The 16,985-nt window shown below is 69.3% G+C and carries 13 protein-coding genes; 6 read left to right on the top strand and 7 right to left on the bottom strand.

The genetic code is table 11. From position 1 onward, the window contains the following. Positions 1-41: 41 nt before the first annotated feature. From PMI01_RS07100 to PMI01_RS07080, 5 genes are all read right to left on the bottom strand, one after another. Positions 42-269: a hypothetical protein gene (locus PMI01_RS07100; RefSeq protein WP_007666166.1), complete on the bottom strand. Its 228-nt coding sequence runs from the start codon at positions 267-269 to the stop codon at positions 42-44. Then, positions 217-867 (bottom strand): RNA polymerase sigma factor, encoded by a 651-nt coding sequence (locus tag PMI01_RS07095; RefSeq protein ID WP_238537015.1) that lies wholly within the window; start codon positions 865-867, stop codon positions 217-219. The genes PMI01_RS07100 and PMI01_RS07095 overlap by 53 nt, the downstream gene beginning before the upstream one ends. A 129-nt stretch (positions 868-996) precedes the next feature. Beyond that, positions 997-1,368, bottom strand: a complete 372-nt coding sequence (locus tag PMI01_RS07090) for a flagellar protein FliS (protein WP_007666162.1) — start codon at positions 1,366-1,368, stop codon at positions 997-999. After that, the gene (gene fliD / locus PMI01_RS07085) at positions 1,355-3,049 is read right to left on the bottom strand and encodes a flagellar filament capping protein FliD (RefSeq protein ID WP_007666160.1); all 1,695 of its coding nucleotides are present in this window, start codon (positions 3,047-3,049) and stop codon (positions 1,355-1,357) included. Before fliD ends, PMI01_RS07090 begins: the two co-directional genes overlap by 14 nt. A gap of 109 nt (positions 3,050-3,158) precedes the next feature. Further along, positions 3,159-3,983, bottom strand: a complete 825-nt coding sequence (locus PMI01_RS07080; RefSeq protein ID WP_007666158.1) for a flagellin — start codon at positions 3,981-3,983, stop codon at positions 3,159-3,161. A 225-nt stretch (positions 3,984-4,208) separates the two neighbouring features. On the opposite strand from PMI01_RS07080, the gene PMI01_RS07075 reads away from it, so the two are divergent. The 6 genes from PMI01_RS07075 (at position 4,209) to PMI01_RS28115 (ending at position 12,908) form a co-directional block, all read left to right on the top strand. Beyond that, positions 4,209-4,502: a flagellar hook assembly protein FlgD gene (locus PMI01_RS07075; protein ID WP_007666157.1), complete on the top strand. Its 294-nt coding sequence runs from the start codon at positions 4,209-4,211 to the stop codon at positions 4,500-4,502. Between the two features lie 9 nt (positions 4,503-4,511). Further along, complete coding sequence (gene flgE / locus PMI01_RS07070) at positions 4,512-5,789, top strand: flagellar hook protein FlgE (RefSeq protein WP_007666156.1); 1,278 nt, start codon at positions 4,512-4,514, stop codon at positions 5,787-5,789. A gap of 5 nt (positions 5,790-5,794) precedes the next feature. Beyond that, entirely contained in the window at positions 5,795-6,094 is a 300-nt protein-coding gene (locus PMI01_RS07065; RefSeq protein ID WP_007666154.1) for a hypothetical protein, read from the top strand. A gap of 5 nt (positions 6,095-6,099) precedes the next feature. Then, positions 6,100-7,824, top strand: coding sequence for a flagellar hook-associated protein FlgK (gene flgK, locus PMI01_RS07060; RefSeq protein WP_007666152.1), 1,725 nt, complete (start codon positions 6,100-6,102; stop codon positions 7,822-7,824). After that, positions 7,824-8,720 (top strand): flagellin, encoded by an 897-nt coding sequence (locus PMI01_RS07055; RefSeq protein WP_007666150.1) that lies wholly within the window; start codon positions 7,824-7,826, stop codon positions 8,718-8,720. Before flgK ends, PMI01_RS07055 begins: the two co-directional genes overlap by 1 nt. Before the next feature lie 150 nt (positions 8,721-8,870). Continuing rightward, the gene (locus tag PMI01_RS28115) at positions 8,871-12,908 is read left to right on the top strand and encodes a beta strand repeat-containing protein (protein ID WP_007666148.1); all 4,038 of its coding nucleotides are present in this window, start codon (positions 8,871-8,873) and stop codon (positions 12,906-12,908) included. A gap of 96 nt (positions 12,909-13,004) precedes the next feature. Here the strand turns inward: PMI01_RS28115 and PMI01_RS07045 are convergent, their stop codons facing one another. Together PMI01_RS07045 and PMI01_RS07040 are read right to left on the bottom strand one after the other, a co-directional pair. Then, complete coding sequence (locus tag PMI01_RS07045) at positions 13,005-13,730, bottom strand: response regulator (RefSeq protein ID WP_007666146.1); 726 nt, start codon at positions 13,728-13,730, stop codon at positions 13,005-13,007. Positions 13,731-13,734: 4 nt separating this feature from the next. Continuing rightward, positions 13,735-16,977, bottom strand: a complete 3,243-nt coding sequence (locus PMI01_RS07040; RefSeq protein ID WP_007666142.1) for an autotransporter outer membrane beta-barrel domain-containing protein — start codon at positions 16,975-16,977, stop codon at positions 13,735-13,737. Between the last annotated feature and the right edge of the window lie 8 nt (positions 16,978-16,985).

Here is a 16,985-nt window from a genome sequence, read left to right as displayed (position 1 = left end):
GCCACAGGCCAGGCTTGCGAGTCAGGGCGGGAACATGGCCGTTATGTTTCAGAGTCGATGCGCTGGAGCGTCGCGTCGGTCAGGCCGTCGACGTCCGGCCCCGCGTCGCCGAACAGCAGCAGGTCATCGGCGGTGGCGCGGGCGAACAGGTCCTGGGCCGGCGTGGAGGCGGCGAGCAGGGCGACGGCCGCCTCGGCCTCGTCCGGGGGCCAGCGCTCAAGATCGGCTCCCAGGGCGTTGAGGTTGGCTTTGAACCGGGCGATGTCCATGGCTACAGATCTTCTTCTGTTTCTGGAGAGTTGATTTCAGCGCCTGCCGCCCCCGTTTGAGGAGCGACCGCACCGCCTGTTCCGAACAGTCCATGACGTCAGCGATTCTACTAACGTCCAGCTCCTCGAAATAGAACAGGGTCAGGGCCTGAGCCTGGCTGGCGGGAAGCCGCTCCAGGGCCCGCCGCAACCCCTTGGCGCTTTCCATCCGCTCGAGGCGGCCTTGAGCGTCTTCCGGGGCGGCGGCGCGCGGATCGGCGTCGGCCAGGCGGGTGATGACGTCCTGCGGCTCGGGCGAGATCCGCAGCGCACCCCGAAACGAACGCCGCCGGTCGATGGCCTTGTTGATGGCGATCCGGTGCAGCCAGGTCGCGAACCGCGCGTCCGGCCGCCAGTCGATCCGCGCCTTCCACACCGAGACGAAGACCTCCTGGGCGACGTCCTCGGCCTCGTGGACGTCGCCCAGCACGTTCAGCGCCAGGCGGCGCACCATCCGCAGGTGCCGGTCGACCAGCTGGCGGAAGGCCCCCGGCTCGTCGTCGGCGCACGCCATGAACAGGTCTTCGTCGGAACGCTGGTCGGCGACATCAATGTTCATCGAGCCTGGCATTGTCTCAGTCCAATTCAGAGTGATCTTGAAATGAACCAAGGCAAATGGCGTGCCATATTTCGACTTTATACATCATCAATGCATGCGGATATTTACCTGTAATCTTTCATATTCTCATTATTTCATTCTCAATGACTTGCAGAAGGGTTGTAATAATTCAAGAGATTTCTGATACGAAGGCGACATGCTGCTTCGGCGGGATGCGTCGGTCAGCGCCTCCAGCAAGAAAAGGTAGAAGCGCCGCAACATCGCGCCGTCGGGACCGGCGGCCGCGAAATCCAGGCTGGTCGACAGCACCATCAGGATCTGGGTGGCGTGCGCCGCGTGACGGCACATTTGATCCAGCGCTCCGGCCTCGTGGGCGGTTTTTGCCGAGGCGATCGCCCGGTAGAGCTGCTCATGCACGGCCGCCAGGACGTCGCGCGGGCTCTGGTTGAGGCGGCCGGCGGCCGCGTAGGCGCCGAGCGCCCGGCTGTTAGCTGTCGTCATCGCTGCTGGCTCCTAGGATGGCCTCGATCTGGGATTGAAGGGTCTGGGCGGCGTAGAGCTCGGTCTCCATGGCCGCGTACCTGGCGACCAGGCGGGCCCGGTAGTCCTCGGCGTCGCCGCGGATCTCGTCGGCCTTGGTGGTCAGCGACGCGTCGATGTCCTCCAGGCTGGCGATCTGGGTCTGGATCACGCCGCTGGTGGTGTTGGCGAAACCGTTCAGCAGGCTGGTGATCCTGTTGGCGAAGCCCTGGTCGATCTTCACCGCGATCGTCCCGCTGGTCGCCGAGGCCAGGGCGAAGGACAATCCCTCGTAGATCGTGCCCTTGGCGCCCGTGATCAGGCTGCCGGAGACCGTGAACAGGCTGGAGTCGCCGTTCACCGACACGCCGGCGATGGTCCCGTCGACGGCGGTGACGTCCAGGGCGAAGTCGAACGACAGGGCGGTGGCGTTCTTCAGCAGCTTGAGGTTGGCGTTGTCGGCCGTGAAGCGGGTCTCGAAGAAGCTGGCGACGCTGGCGAGGTCGGTCAGCAGCAGGTTGTCCAGGGTGGTCTCGCTGGACAGCACCAGCTGGTTGTCGGCGTCGAAGCTGATCCCGAGGTCGGCGAGGTTGGCCACCTCGTCGCCGGCCGAGCTGGGCGCGCCCGACAGCACCGCGTTCAGCTGGCGTCCGGCGTCGCGCAGGATGCTGTCGGCGAACAGCACCGCGTCGTCGGCCACCGCGCCGTCCGACCCCACCGTCTGGTTGGTGGTCACGAAGGCGCGCAGAGCGTTGTAGGCGCTGACGAAGTCGGTGATCGAGGTCTTGATGTCGTCGTAGTTGGCCTCGATGTCGAGGGTGACGCTCTGGCCGGCGGTCGTGGCTTGCAGCAGCGAGATCGACAGGCCGGGCACGACGTCGGTCAGCTCGTTGCTGTCGCCCTGCACGGTCAGGCCGTCGATGACCACGATCGACGGCTGGGCGGCCTGCAGCACCGAGGCGAAGGCCCCGCCGGCGTCCGTCAGGCCGACGCCCAGGCCGATGTCGTCGCCGGACACGGTCGACAGGGTGACCTGTTGGTTGGCGCCGCTGGTCGACAGCACCAGTTGGGCCCCGGCGGCGCCGGTGATCACCGTGGCGGTGACCCCGCTGGCGGTGGCCTGGGCGTTGATGGCCGAGGCCAGGCCGCCCAGCGTCATGTCGGCGGTGACGGTGATCTCGACCGCCGTCCCGCCGCTCGCGCTCAGCGACATCACCCCGTCCAGCCCCAGGGCGGCGGTCGCGCCCTGGGCGGCGGAGGCGACCTTCATCGCCTTGGCCAGCTGGGTGACCGAGATGTCGTAGGCGGCGGCGATGGCGTCGCTGTCGGCGCTGATGGCGAGGATGTCGGTGGCGTCGCTGCCGTCCGAGGCGGTCAGGTAGGCCTGTTTCTCGTCGAAGGCGTTGGTGGTGGTCGAGACCGAGCTGTAGGCCGCCGCGGCCAGGCTGGACATCGAGTCCGACACCGCCTGCAGCAGGGTCTGCAGGGTCTGGTAGGCCGCGACCTTGGCCTGGTTGGCGGTGACCTTGACGTCGATGGTGTCGGCGCGGGCGGTCTTCTGCGCCACCGCCGCCTCGATCAGGGCGTCGGTGTCGAGGCCCGAGATCGTGCCGGTCACATGGCTGGTCGAGCCGGAGGTCGAGACGGCGCTGGTGGTGGTCATGGCAGGCCTTCGGGGGATCGCCGGAAAAGGCGGCGGGAGGACGCAAGGGCCCTCCCGCCCAGAGCGACGCGCGGCGGCGCGGGCGCGGCGCCGTCCGCCGATGAGCCGACTACTGCAGCAACTTCAGAAGCGACTGGCTCATCGAGTTCGCTTGCCCGAGGGCGGCGATCGCTGCGCTGGTCAGGGTCTGGGCGTTGGTGAAGTTGGTCTGCTCGGCGGCGATGTCGACGTCGGAGATCGCCGACTTCGCCGATTGCAGGTTCTCCAGCGAGGTCGAGATCACGTCGCCGCGATACTCGAAGCGCGACAGGGTGGCGCCCGCATTGGCCCGCGCCGCCGAGATCGTGGTGATCGCGGTGTCGATGAGGTCCATGTTGGTCGCCGCCGATGTGGCGTCGGTGATCGCGGTGCCGTTCAGCGCCAGGGTCGTCGTGTCGGCGCCGCCCATCGTCACCGTGATGGTGTCGGTGCTGGCGGTGCCGACCAGGAAGTCGACGCCCGTGGAATAGGCGCTGGTCCCGTCCAACAGGGCCACGCCGTTGAAGGCGGTGGTCGTGGCGATGTCGTCGATTTCCCCCAGCAGCTGCTGGTACTCGGCGTCGATGTAGCTGAGGTCGTCGGTGCTGGAGCTGCCCGACTGCGCCTGGGCCGTCAGCGACTTCATCCGTTGCAGGATGTCGGCGATGTTGGACAGGGCGCCATCGGCGGTGTTGAGCACCGACGTGCCGCTGGTGACGTTGGTGGCGGCTTGGTTGAGTACGGTGATGTCAGCGTTCATGGACGTCGCGATGGCCAGGCCGGACGCGTCGTCCTTGGCGCTCACGATCCGCGAGCCGCTCGACAGCTTGGCCAGGGATTCGCTCTGCGCCGCTGAGTTGTTGTTCAGGTAGCGCAGGGCGGTGTTGGCCGCTGTGTTGGTTGAGATGACAGGCATTTTCTAATCCGGCTCTCTGCTTGAGGCCGCTGCCGGAACGCCCGGAGCGGGAAGCCTCCCGCCGTTCTGCGCGGCCAGGCTTCGAGCGTTGAACGAGGGGCGCCCGCCGGATGGGGCGGTGTTTTTTCGGCGGGCGCACGGCGCAAAAAACACCGCCCCATCCGCCGCCCCGCCTCCGTTGAACCCTCCGATCGGCGCCGCTCGGCGTCACCGGAGGGTTTTCCAATGACCGCCATCACGTCCGCCCAGAGCGCGACCACCAGCGCCGCGACGACCGCCACATCGTCGTCGACCGGCACGCTGGCCCTGGGCACGACCGACTTTCTCCAGCTGCTGATGACCCAGCTGCAGAACCAGAACCCGCTCGATCCGCAGGACCCGACCGAGTTCACCAACCAGCTGGCGACCTATTCGGGCCTCGAGCAGCAGATCAACATGAACGACACGCTGACGACGATGTCGGACAGCCTGTCGTCGCTGCTGACCCAGGTCCAGATGCTCGCCTCGGCCTCGGAATAGGGCCGCGCCATGAGCCTTTCCTCGGCGCTTTCCACCGCGGTGTCGGGCCTGACCGCCCAGAGCCTGGCCCTGTCGGCCATCTCCGAGAACATCGCCAACTCGGCCACCACCGCCTACAAGACCAAGGAGGTCGACTTCCAGTCGCTGGTCAGCGGGGCCATGGGCTCGGCCAAGTCGACCAGCTCGGTGATCGCCAAGACCAATCAGGCGCTCAGCGTCGGCGGGGTGATCTCGACCACCGCGACCTCGACCAATGTCGCCATCGACGGCGCGGGCTTCTTCGTGGTCGCCGCCCATCCGGACGACGCGGCCACCGACCTGGCCTACAGCCGCAACGGCAGCTTCTCGACCGACGCCGACGGCTACCTGGTCAACAGCGAGGGCTACTACCTCAAGGGCCTGCCGACCGACGCCGACGGCAATGTCCTGGCCTCCAACAGCAGCGACCTGTCGAGCCTGGAGACCATCAATCTCGACTCGATCGGCGGCACGGCCAAGGCGACAGCGAATGTCGGCATGGCCGCCAACCTGCCCGCCGACGCCACGATCGGCCAGGCCTTCACCACCAGCATGGAGATCATCGACTCGCTGGGCGTCAGCCACACGGTCGGCCAGACCTGGACCAAGACCGCCGACAACAGCTGGTCGCTGGCCCTGGCCAACCCGACCCTGACCTCGGACACCACGACGACCTCAGGGGTCATCTCGCCCTCCAGCGTCAACGTCACCTTCAACACCGACGGCAGCCTGGCCTCGACCAACCCCTCGCCGGTGGCGATCGGCGTCACCGGCTTCTCGACCGGGGCGGCGACCAGCGCCATCACCCTGGACCTCGGCGCGGCCGGCGGCACCGACGGCCTGACCCAGTTCGCCTCGACCTCCTCGACCCTGTCGATCACCCCGACCTTCGAGCAGGACGGCGCCAACTACGGCGAGCTGGCCGGGATCACCATCGACGCCCAGGGCCTGGTCACCGCCAATTTCGACAACGGGGTCAGCCTGGCGATCTACCAGATCCCGGTCGCCACCTTCAGTAACCCGGGCGGCCTGACCCACATCTCGGGCACGGTCTATGACGAGAACACCAACGCCGGCCAGGTCCACGTCAACCTGCCGGGCGACGGCAGCTCGGGCACGCTGGTGGCCAGCGCCCTGGAGGGCTCGACCACCGACATCGCCAGCGAGTTCAACAAGATGATCATCGCCCAGCAGGCCTATTCGGCCGCCTCGCAGGTGATCAGCACGACCAGCGGCATGTTCGACACCCTGATCCAGGCCATGCGGTGAGCGCCATGGGAACCATCGAACGCCTGCGGCTGCGCGCCGAACGTTCCCGCCGCCACGGCGCCGACGCGCCGCTGGTCGCCACCGTCGAGGAGGCCCGGGCCCTGGCGCTCAGCGTGGCCGAGGGTCTGGCGGCGGCGTCGGACCAGGACCGCCTGCTGCTGCTGTCCAGCCTGCACGACGTCCAGGCGGCGCTGTCGTCGCGGCTGTCGCGGCTGGACGGCGAGATCGGCGAGGCCCGGGCGCGGATCGCGGCGGTCAATCGCGGCCTGTCGGCCCATGCCAGCTACAGACCAAGGAGGGGCTGACCGCCATGTCGCTGTCCTCGATCCTCGGCGCAGCGGGTTCGGCCCTGACGGCCTCGCAGGTCCGGATCGCGGTCGCCAACACCAATGTCGCCAACGCCGACGACCTGACCTACACGCGCAAGACCGTCACCGCCGCGCCGACCACCGCGACGGTGGCGGTGTCGGACACCGTCGTGCAGAGGGCCGCCGACGCCTTCCTGAGCAAGACCGTGCTGAAGACCGCCGCCGCCGCCGGCCACGACGCGGTGATCGACGGCTACCTGCAGTCCTACGACGCCGCCCTGGGCTCGACCGACGGCGGCGACGACATCTCCAGCCTGATGTCGGCCTTCGCCACCGCGCTGTCGGCCCTGGCCTCCAGCGCCGACGACACCAGCAAGGCCCAGCTGGTCTCGGACGCCTCGGCCCTGGCCCAGGGGATCAAGGGCCTGTCGGACGAGGTCCAGGCCCTGCGCACCCAGGCGAGCAGCCAGATCGAGACCACGGTGGGCGGCGTCAACCAGTCGCTCAAGGCCCTGGCCTCGCTCAACGACCAGATCGCCACCGTCACCGCCCAGGGCGGCGACGTCACCACCCTGGAGGACCAGCGCGACGCCCAGCTGGCGACGCTGTCGGGCCTGATCGGGGTCAGCAGTTATGTCACGTCCGACAACCAGCTGCGGGTCTACGCCACCGGCGGCGACCCACTGCTGGGCACGACGGCGGCGACGCTGAGCTATGCCGCGTCCAGCCAGCTGGGGGCCGGGGCGACCTATCCGGGCGGGATCGCCGGGATCACCCTGAACGGCAAGGACGTCACCGCCAGCCTGGGCGACGGCGAGCTGGGCGCGCTGGTCACCCTGCGCGACACCACCCTGCCCGGCGAGCAGGACAAGCTGGACGCCCTGGCCGCGACCCTGATCACCCAGGTCAACGCGGTGACCAACGCCGGTTCCGCCGTGCCCGCCCCGACCACCCTGACCAGCGCCGGCGCAGTCAGCGCGACGGACGCCTTCGCCGCGACGGGCAGCCTGCGGGTGGCGGTCGTGGATTCCGGTGGGACGGTGGTCGGGGCCCAGGACCTGGACCTTTCGACCCTGTCCACCGTCGGCGACCTGGTCACCGCCCTGAACGGCGTCGGCGGCCTGTCGGCCAGCATCGGGGCCGACGGCAAGCTGTCGGTGACCGCGACCAACGGCGCCAACGGCGTGGCCCTGGCCGATCTCGGCGCGGGGGTGGGAAGCACGGGCGCGGGTGTCTCGGCCTATTTCGGCTTCAACGACCTGTTCTCGGGAAGCAGCGCCGCCGACATCGGCGTGGCGTCCGGCCTGGCGGGAGACCCCGGCGGCCTGGTCACGGCGGCATTGCCGGCGACCGGGACCCTGGCGGCCGGCGACCGGGCGCTGTCGACCGGCGACAGCACGGTGGCCGGCGCCCTGTCGAGCCTGTTAACCGCCAGGGTCGGCTTCGCCGCGACCGGCGGGCAGGGGGCCAGGACCACCAGCCTGTCGTCCTATGCGTCGAGCTTCGTGGCCGGCGCGGCCACGATGATCGCCGACGCCGCCGGCCAGAGCGCGACCTCGACCGCCGCCAGCGACGCAGCGACCTCGCGCCTGCAGAACCTGACGGCCGTGAACATCGACGAAGAGCTGGCCCTGCTGACCCAGTACCAGAGCCAGTACACGGCCAACGCCCAGCTGATCTCGATGGTCCGCGACCTGTTCGACGCCCTGGTCAGCATGGTGAACTGATGATCAGCCGCATCTCCAGCTTCGCCCATGGCGGGGCCATGCTGGCCGCCAGCCTCAAGGTCCAGGCCCGGTTGGCCGACCAGCAGGCCCAGACCGCCTCGGGCGTCAAATCCCAGACCTATGGCGGCATGGCGACCAGCACCGCCAGCGTGCTGACCCTGTCCAACCAGAGCGCCCGCCTGGCCGCCGACAACACGGCCGCGACCTCCGCGGCGGCCTATGTCCAGGCCTCCTACTCGGCGGTGGGTGAGATCGCCGACCTGGCGACCACCATCAAGACCCAGCTGGCCTCGATGATGAGCAGCTCGACCCTCGACGCCGCCACCACCGGCCAATACGCGGCCGACTGGCTGACCGACCTGCAGGCCCTGCTCAACAGCCGGCAGGGCGACGCCTACCTGTTCTCCGGCCAGTCGACCGACGTCGCGCCGGTCGACTTCACGGCCGCCGGCTATGCGCCCTCGGCAGGGGCCGACACCACCTACTACCAGGGCGCGGCGGCCGGCCGGACCTATGCCAGCTCCGAGGGCCAGAAGCTGGGGTTGTCGGTTCGCGCCGACGCCTCGGCCTTCGAACAACTGGCGCGGGCCATCGCCACCGTCGCCGCCAACCCCGCCGACGCCAGCGCGATCGCCTCGGCCTATGGCCTGGCCGGAACCGCCCTGACCGGCGTCGGGACCCTGCAGGAGACGGTCGCCATCCAGGCCGCGTCCCTGGAGGCGACGACCGCCCACAACACCGCCAGGATCGACGCCATCGACAGCCTGGTCTCGACCCTGAAGGACGCCGACCTGACCCAGGCGGCCGTCCTGACCACCCAGTACCAGACCCAGCTGGAGGCGCTGTTCTCGATGATCAGCACGCTCTCGTCGCTGAGCCTGACGAAGTATCTGTAGGGGGCGGGCGCGCGACCGGGGCAGTCGGCGCGGCCTATTTCCACAGGCGTTTTCCGGAACCGGGCGGCTACGCCCTAGGCAATCTCCGGCCCGTATGCAACCTCAAGCCACACAACCGGGGCGTGACGCTTTCGGTGTTGGAGTGCAGTCATGTACGTGAAGAATCTCGGCTCCGGTGACGACATCTATGCTGGCGACGAAGGCGCGCCCGACAATGCCGATCTGGTCAATGGCGGCGCGGGCGACGACGACCTGGCCGGCGGCCTCGACGCCGACACCCTGAACGGCCAGGACGACAATGACCTCCTCGACGGCGGCGCTGGGGACGACATCCTCGACGGTGGGAACGGCGACGACACCGCGGTCTTCTCCGGCGCGGCGGGCGACTATGTCTGGAGCGGCGACAACGTCTCGGCGACCATCACCGGTCCCGACGGAACCGACATCCTGACCAATATCGAGCATCTGAAGTTCGGCTCGACCGTCATCGACCTGCCCGCGCCCAACGCCGCCCCCGGCGCGCCGACCGACGGCGACGGCGCCGCCAACACCGTCGCCGAGGGCGCGGTCACGGGCGCCGCCATCGCCGGCCTCGTGCTCGGCGCCATCGATCCGGACGCCGGCCAGACCCTGACCTGGTCGCTGTTGGACGACGCCGGCGGCCGCTTCGTCATCGACCCGACCACCGGCGCCGTCACCGTCGCCGACGCGTCCAAGCTGAACTTCGAGACCGCGTCCTCGCACCAGATCACCGTGCAGGTCAGCGATGGGACGGCCGTCTCGTCGGCCAGCTTCACCATCGACGTGACCAATGCGGCCCCCGCCGCCCCGGCGGACTCCGACGCGGCCGCCAACACGGTGTCCGAGGACGCCGCCAACGGCGCGGTCGTGGCCGGCCTGACGATCGGCGCCGCGGATCCGAACGGCGGCGGCGTCACCTACAGCCTGGTCGACGACGCGGGCGGCCGTTTCGCCATCGACGCCGCGACCGGCGTCGTCACCGTGGCCGACGCCAGCCTGCTCGACCACGACGTCGCCGCCTCGCACCAGATCACCGTGCGCGCCAGCGACGGGACCGCGAGTTCGGCCGCCGACACCACGTTCACCATCGACGTGGTCAACGCCGCGCCGACCACGCCGGCGGACACCGACACGGCCGCCAACGCCGTCTCGGAGGGCGCCGCCAACGGCGCCGTGGTCGGCGTCACGGCCTCGGCGACGGAGCCGAAGACGGGAACGGTGACCTACAGCCTCTCCGATGACGCGGGCGGCCGTTTCGCCATCGACGGGGCCACCGGCGTCGTCACCGTGGCCGACGCCACCCGGCTGAACTTCGAGACCGCGGCCTCCCACCAGATCACGGTGCGCGCCACGGACGCCCAGGGCGCCTTCAGCAGCCAGGTCTTCACCATCGCGGTGACCAACGTCGCCAACGACTCGCCGACCGACAGCGACGGCGCCGCCAACACCATTTCCGAGGGCGCGACGAACGGCGCCGTGGTCGCCGGCCTGGCCATCAGCGCCTCCGACGTCAACGGCGGTCCGCTGGTCTACAGCCTGCTCAACAACGCCGGCGGCCGGTTCGCCATCAACGCCTCCACCGGCGTGGTCACCGTGGCCAACGCCAACCTGCTGAACTACGAGGCGGCGACCTCGCACCAGATCATCGTCCAGGCCAGCAGCGGGGCGGAGGCCGCCAGCGCCAGCTTCACCATCGATGTGAGCAACGCCGCGCCGGCCGCCCCGTCCGACGCCAACGGCGCCGCCAACCTGGTGTCCGAGCTCGCCACCGTCGGAACCGTGGTCGGCGGCCTGACCGTCGCCGCGCCCGACCCGCACGGCGGGACCGTGACCTTCAGCCTGACCAACGACGCCGGCGGTCGCTTCGCCATCAACGCCACGACCGGCGTGGTCACCGTGGCCGGCGCCCTCGACCACGACACCCAGGCCAGCCACACCATCACCATCCAGGCGTCGGACGGCGTGCTGACCAGCACGGGCGACATCGTCATCAACCTGATCGACGAGATCGACAGCTACTGGACCGGGACCTCGGCGGCCAACACCTTCACCGTGCCGGACGTCCAGGACTGGCAGCTCGACGGCCTCGGCGGCGACGATGTCCTGACCGGCGGCGGCGGCGACGACATCATCATCGGCGGAGCTGGAAACGACACCCTGGCCGGAGGCGGCGGCAACGACACCTTCCTGGTCGGCGCGGGAGCGGGCGTCGACAGCTTCAATGGCGGCGCCGGGACCGACACCCTCAAGTTCGCCGCCAACAACGTGATCATCAGCGCTAGTTCGATCACGGGGATCGAGGCCATCTCCAGCGGGGGCTTCACCAATGTTGGCTTCGCCGCGACCAGTGGCAACGACACCCTGAACTTCGGCGGCATGACCAGCACCGGCGCGATCACCATCAACGCCGGCGACGGCAACGACAACATCACCGGCACCAGCGGGAATGACATCATCAAGGGCGAGGCCGGGACCGACACCCTCAGCGGCGGCAACGGGAACGACATCCTCGACGGCGGCGATGGGAACGACAGCCTGATCGGCGGCGGCGGCGACGACATCCTGTTGATCGGCGAATACACCGGCACCGACGCCTTCGACGGCGGAACCGGTTTCGACGAGATCCGGGCGAGCATGAACAACGCGACCATCTTGTTCTCGTCGATGACCGGGATCGAAAAGATCAGCTCGGGCGGTTTCTCCAACGTCATCATCGCGCTGCAGAACCTTCTCTTCTGGGACTTCACCAACATCCAGCTCAGCGGGATCGCGATGATCTCCGGCGGCATCCCGGCCGACACCATCATCGGCAGCCAGGGCGCGGACGTGATCTACGGCGGCCCCGGCGCGGACAATCTCAAGGGCGGGCTGGGCGACGACACCTTCCTTTACGGGGTCACCGATCCCCAGCTGCGCTTCGACACCGTCGATGGCGGGGCCGGCTGGGACAAGTTGCTGGCCAACGCCAACGGAACCACCATCGAACTGGCGTCGATGACCGGCATCGAGGAAATCTCCACCGGCGGCTTCAGCAACGTCAGCCTCGTCAGCTCCACCCTCGCCGACACGATCGACCTGCGTTCCGTCGTCGTCACGGGGACCTTCAGCGTCATCAACCTGAACAGCGGCGACGACACCTTCTACGGGACCGCGGGGGCGGACATCGTCGCCGGGGGGACCGGCGCCGACTTCATCGACACGGGGGACGGCAACGACATCATCCAGATCGGCTTCATCCCGGGCCTGGACGACATCCGGGGCGGAAACGGCTACGACAAGCTGGTGGCGGTCGAGACCACCGCGCAGATCCTCTTCAGCAGCTTCCAGGGGATCGAGGAGATCCAGGGCAACAACCTGTCCGACACGCAGATCGTCGGCACGGCGAACGCCGACGTGATCGACATGCGCAACATCGTCCTCAGCCAGATCCGATGGATCAACGGCGGCGTCGGCGACGACACCATCTACGGCTCTCAAGGCGCCGACACCCTGTTCGGGGCCGGCGGCAACGACACCATTTACGGCGAGGGCGGCAACGACAAGATCAGCTTCTACCAAAGCGAGGGAACCGACGCGGTCGACGGCGGCGCCGGCTACGACACCCTGGTCGCCGCCACGGAGTATGCGATCATCGGCGTCAGCTCGATGACCAGCATCGAGGCCATCACGGTCGAGACCGCCAGCGGTCTCAGCCACGCCGGCCTGGCCTTCACCGACAACGCCGACAATTTCGACCTTTCGGCGATCGCGGTCTCGGGGATCACCTTCATCGACCTGAAGGCCGGCAACGACATCTTCGTGGGATCGTCCGGGGCCGACCGCATCATCGGCGGTATGGGCCGTGACCAGATGACCGGCGGAGGCGGCGCCGACGTCTTCGACTTCAACGCGGTGGCGGAGATCGACTTCGATACGATCATCGATTTCGCCGGTGGCACGGACAAGATCGATCTTTCTACGATCGACGCCCGGACCAACGTGAACGACGACCAGGCCTTCACCCTCATCGGGACCTCGGCCTTCAGCGGCGTTTCGGGCCAACTCCGCTATGACGTCTCGGGAGGGGTCTGCACGGTGCAGGGAGACGTGAACGGAGACGGCCTCGCCGACTTCCACCTCCTCATCAACGGCGTCAGTTCGCTCGCCACGACCGACTTCATCCTCTAGCCCGCGACGCCGCGACGGGCGCCTCAGGGCGCTCGTCGCGGCGGTAGGCCGTAGTCCACAGGCCGGCCTGGAAACCGCGCTGCGAAATCCGCCGCCCTAATCCGCCTGCACCCGATCCACCCGCGCCGCGAAGATGTAGCCGACATGGCGGACGGTGCGGATCATCTGTCCGCCGCCGGCCCGGTCGAGCTTGCCGCGCAGGCGGCTGATCGCGACGTTCACCTGCTGCGGCGCGGACCGGAAATAGGCGTCGGGCGGCCCCTGGCGCAGCTGGTCGCGGGTCAGCACCTCGTTGGGCCGCGCCACCAGGGCCCACAGCACCAGGAATTCGGCGGTCGACAGGGTGACGGCCACGCCGCGGGGGTCGAACAGCTCCTGGGTCGCGGCGTTGAAGCGCCAGCCGTCGAAACGGTAGGCGACCGACGCCTTCGCCGCCGGGGTGTCGACCCTGGCCTCCTCGCTCCGGCGCAGCACCGCCTTCACCCGGGCCAGCAGTTCGCGCGGCCGGAACGGCTTGACCACATAGTCGTCGGCGCCGATCTCCAGGCCGACCACCACGTCGCACTCGTCGCCGGCGTCGGACACCACCATGATCGCCGGCGGCGAGGGCAGGGCCAGCAGCCGGGCGCAGACCGACAGGCCCGAGGCGTCGGGCAGCAGCATGTCCAGCATCACCAGGCTGACCTGGGTCTCGCGCAGGATGTGCTCCATCTCGCGGGCGCTGCCGGCTTCGATCGCGTTCAGGCCGTAGCCCGTCAGCAGGGTCCCGATCTGCTGGCGGACGGCCGCGTCGCCGTCGAGGATGAGGATGCGCTTTTCCACGGGTCTAGAACATCGCCCGTCCGACCAGCCGGGCGGAGTACTTGGTCTGCTTGCGCGACGCCTCGACCCCGCCCTCGACGGCGAAATAGGACAGGGCGGTGCCGGTGCGCAGGGCGAGGTTCAGGGTGACCGCGCCCTGCTTGTCGGCGCTGGAGGCCAGGGTGAACGGCGCGCCGCCGGCGAAGCTGGCGATGGTGTCGCCCATCGCCCCGGCCAGGGTCTGGCGGTAGCCGACCCGCACCTCGGGCCGCACCCAGACGTCGGTTCCGTACTGCGTGCCCAGCACCAGGCCCAGGTCGCCGCTGAGGTTGCTGGCGTTGCGCGACGCCACGGTCAGGTCGAAGCCCGCGCCGCCGCCGTGCTCCTTGCGCTCGCCCTCCCACAGCCAGACATAGTCCAGCCGGCCTTCGGGACGCAGATAGGCCCGGCCCAGCCTGGCCTCGTAGGCGAGGCCGGCGAAGGCGTTGGCGACCATGCCGTTCCAGGCGGCGGTGTTGGTGATGGACGCCTGGGCGACGCCGTCGCCGTCGGTGTCCCCCGCGAGGAAGGCGCGGTCGCCGTTGAAACGGCTGTAGCCCAGGCCGCCGCCGAGGTTGAAGCGCCAGCCGCCGAGCGCCCGGCGCCAGTAGAGGCCGGCCTGGAGGATCGAGGCCGTGGTCTTCTCGCCCAGCTTGGCCACCGTGTCGTGTTCCTCGAGACTGACCGCCGCGAGGGTGACGCCCAGCGCGCCGCCGGCGTCGCCCATGGCCTCGTAGCCGGCCACCACGCCCAGGGCCTGGGTGTCGGAGCCCTGGGTGTCGCCGTCGTCGCGGCGGATCAGGGCGTTGATCTCCTGCACCCAGGCGCTGTCGGGGCCGTAGCGTTCGGCGCCGTCGGGACGCACGGCGGTCGCCGCCGAGATCTGCTGCTGCACGGTCTGCAGCGCCGCGAACAGGCCCTCGCCCTGGCTGGGCAGCATCTGGTCGTAGAGGTTGAAGAAGCCGTCGCGGGTGTTCTGGCCCAGGAAGGCGCCGGCGATGTCGGTGTTGTTCGACAGGGCCGCGAACACCGCGTCATAGGCGCTGGTCTGGCTGCGCGACATCGCGGCCTCGGTCGCCGTGCGCCGGCGGACGTCGATCAGCACGTTGTTGCCCTCGGCATAGCCCTTGGCGACATAGAGGTAGGGCGCGTTGCCCAGCAGGTCCTGGTCGATGGTCCCGGCGGTCAGGCTGCCGGCCTCGATCACCGTGTAGGTGGTCGGGGTGGTCAGCAGGCTGGTCAGGTTCAGGCCCAGGGTGGCGCCCGAGGCGATGGTGGCGGTGTCGACCACCAGCTTGGTCTGGGTCCCGGCCGCCGGATCGGCGGTGAAGACCAGGGTGCTGTCGGCGCCGAGCGTCAGGCTGGTGGCCTTGATGGTCTCGGCGTTGGTCAGGTAGAGCTTGCCGTTGCCGATGGTGACGTCGAGCTTGCCGTCGCTGTCGGTCAGGGCGCCGATCATGTAGCCCGTGCCGTCGATGGTCAGCTTGTCGGCGCCGTCGCCGAACGCCACGTCGCCGATCACCCCGCCGTTGAGGATCGACAGGCTGTCGTCGCCCGAACCGAGCAGCACCCTGCCGCGGATCAGCGGCTCGTCGGCGTCGTCCACGCCGTCGCCGTCGGTATCGGTGTCGGCCACCCCGTCGTCGCCGTCGTCGCCGTCATTGACCCCGGACTGGACGATCGTCACCCCGGTGGTGTTCCGGCTGAGGTCGATGGCGACAGCGACGCCCTTGACCACCTCGTTGGCGGCGTCGGTGTCGCTGTCGTCGGTGTCGTATTCGTCGTCGGTGGCATAGACATAGGCGGCGATCGTGCCGGTGTTGGTGATGGTCTTCAGCCCGCCCGACTGATCGACGATGGCGTAGGCCGAGCCGCCTTCGCCGGCGACGGTGGCGCTGATCATCCCGGCGTTGGTCACGCTGGCCATGCTGGCGCCGGCCGCGATGTTCAGGGCGGTGGCGGTCACGGCGGTGTCGCCGGTGACCGAGGCGGCCAGCGAGCCCTTGTTCCACAGCGTGTCGGCCACGGCGCCGGCGTTGAGCTTCAGGCCGACCGCGTCGGCCTCGTAGGCGCTGGCCGAGATCGACCCGTCCAGCCGCACGCCGCCGGTGATCAGGGTCGACTGCCCCGTCGCCCCGCCCAGCTGCACGCCGGTGGCGGTGATCCCGTCGTGGACGCCGGCGGCGGTCACCGAACCCTTGATGAGCAGGCCGTAGGCGTCGTCGCCGGTCCCCACCGCGCCCACCGTCACCGCGCGGCTGTCCGAGCCGATCAGCAGGGCCGGGGCCGAGCCGTAGGCGGTGATCGAGGCCGTGCCCTCGCTGCTGTCGGTGACGCCGTCGCCGTCCTCGTCGTCGCTGGTGTCGTCGTTGGTGTCGGTGGGCGGGGCGTCCAGCAGCACGCCGCCGCCGACGTCGGCGGTGACCCGCACCCCGCCGCCGCCCTGCAGCAGGTCGTCGGCGTCGAGCAGCGCCTCGTCGTCGGGGTCGGCGTAGCGGCTGGTGACGCGATAGCCGGTGGCATAGACCGAGCCCTGGATCTTGAGGACCCCCGAGACGTCGCCGTCGACCGCCACCCCGACGCTGCCCGCGCCCAGCACGCTGACCGAGCCGGTGCTGGTCAGGTCGCCGCTGATGGTCCCGGTGTTGCGGATGCCGTAACCGCGATCGCCGGTGACGCTGATCGTGCCGGCGTTGAGCAGGGAGCCGGTCAGGGCGGCCTCGAGGCTGACGCCGGCCGAGTCGTTGCCCTCGATGCTGATCGAGCCCGTCGAGTCGTTGGTGATCGCGCCGACGAACGGGCTGCTGCCGGTCAGCCGGACGCCGTAGCGCCCCGACCCCTTGGCGAACAGGCCGTCATAGTCGCCGTCGCTGTCGTCGTCGGTGTAGTCGTAGTCCTCGACCAGGCTGATGGTCGCGCTGTTGAGCACCGTCCCCGTATGGCCGCCCAGCACCAGCATGCCGATGGAATCGGAAACGTTGTTGGTCGACAGCACGCCGTTGTTGGTCAGGGTGTTGTCGCTGTCGACGGTGGCGATGGCGCCCGAGGCGGTCGGCTTGATCGCCCCGTCGGCGGTGATCTTCACATCGTCGGCGGCGCCGGCGTTGGCCGTGGAGGTGGCGATCGGCGTCGTCCGCGAGCTGCTGGTGACCTGGGTCTCGGCGCGGACCCCGCCGGCGTACAGCAGCAACGGGGCCAGGGCGGCCGTGGTGAGGAGATGGCGGGACATGAACGACC

The organism is Caulobacter sp. AP07 (assembly GCF_000281955.1).
Lineage (GTDB): Bacteria > Pseudomonadota > Alphaproteobacteria > Caulobacterales > Caulobacteraceae > Caulobacter.
The sequence above is the reverse complement of the archived record's forward strand: the minus strand, read 5'-3'. Positions and strand labels throughout refer to the sequence as shown.

Bases quoted from the DNA above. Each gene is read 5' to 3' on its own strand.
- PMI01_RS07065 (WP_007666154.1), top strand. From the start codon at position 5,795: ATGGGAACCATCGAACGCCTGCGGCTGCGCGCCGAACGTTCCCGCCGC.
- fliD (WP_007666160.1), bottom strand. From the start codon at position 3,049: ATGACCACCACCAGCGCCGTCTCGACCTCCGGCTCGACCAGCCATGTG.
- PMI01_RS07100 (WP_007666166.1), bottom strand. From the start codon at position 269: ATGGACATCGCCCGGTTCAAAGCCAACCTCAACGCCCTGGGAGCCGAT.
- PMI01_RS28115 (WP_007666148.1), top strand. From the start codon at position 8,871: ATGTACGTGAAGAATCTCGGCTCCGGTGACGACATCTATGCTGGCGAC.
- PMI01_RS07055 (WP_007666150.1), top strand. From the start codon at position 7,824: ATGATCAGCCGCATCTCCAGCTTCGCCCATGGCGGGGCCATGCTGGCC.
- PMI01_RS07040 (WP_007666142.1), bottom strand. From the start codon at position 16,977: ATGTCCCGCCATCTCCTCACCACGGCCGCCCTGGCCCCGTTGCTGCTG.
- flgK (WP_007666152.1), top strand. From the start codon at position 6,100: ATGTCGCTGTCCTCGATCCTCGGCGCAGCGGGTTCGGCCCTGACGGCC.
- flgE (WP_007666156.1), top strand. From the start codon at position 4,512: ATGAGCCTTTCCTCGGCGCTTTCCACCGCGGTGTCGGGCCTGACCGCC.
- PMI01_RS07080 (WP_007666158.1), bottom strand. From the start codon at position 3,983: ATGCCTGTCATCTCAACCAACACAGCGGCCAACACCGCCCTGCGCTAC.
- PMI01_RS07090 (WP_007666162.1), bottom strand. From the start codon at position 1,368: ATGACGACAGCTAACAGCCGGGCGCTCGGCGCCTACGCGGCCGCCGGC.
- PMI01_RS07075 (WP_007666157.1), top strand. From the start codon at position 4,209: ATGACCGCCATCACGTCCGCCCAGAGCGCGACCACCAGCGCCGCGACG.
- PMI01_RS07095 (WP_238537015.1), bottom strand. From the start codon at position 867: ATGAACATTGATGTCGCCGACCAGCGTTCCGACGAAGACCTGTTCATG.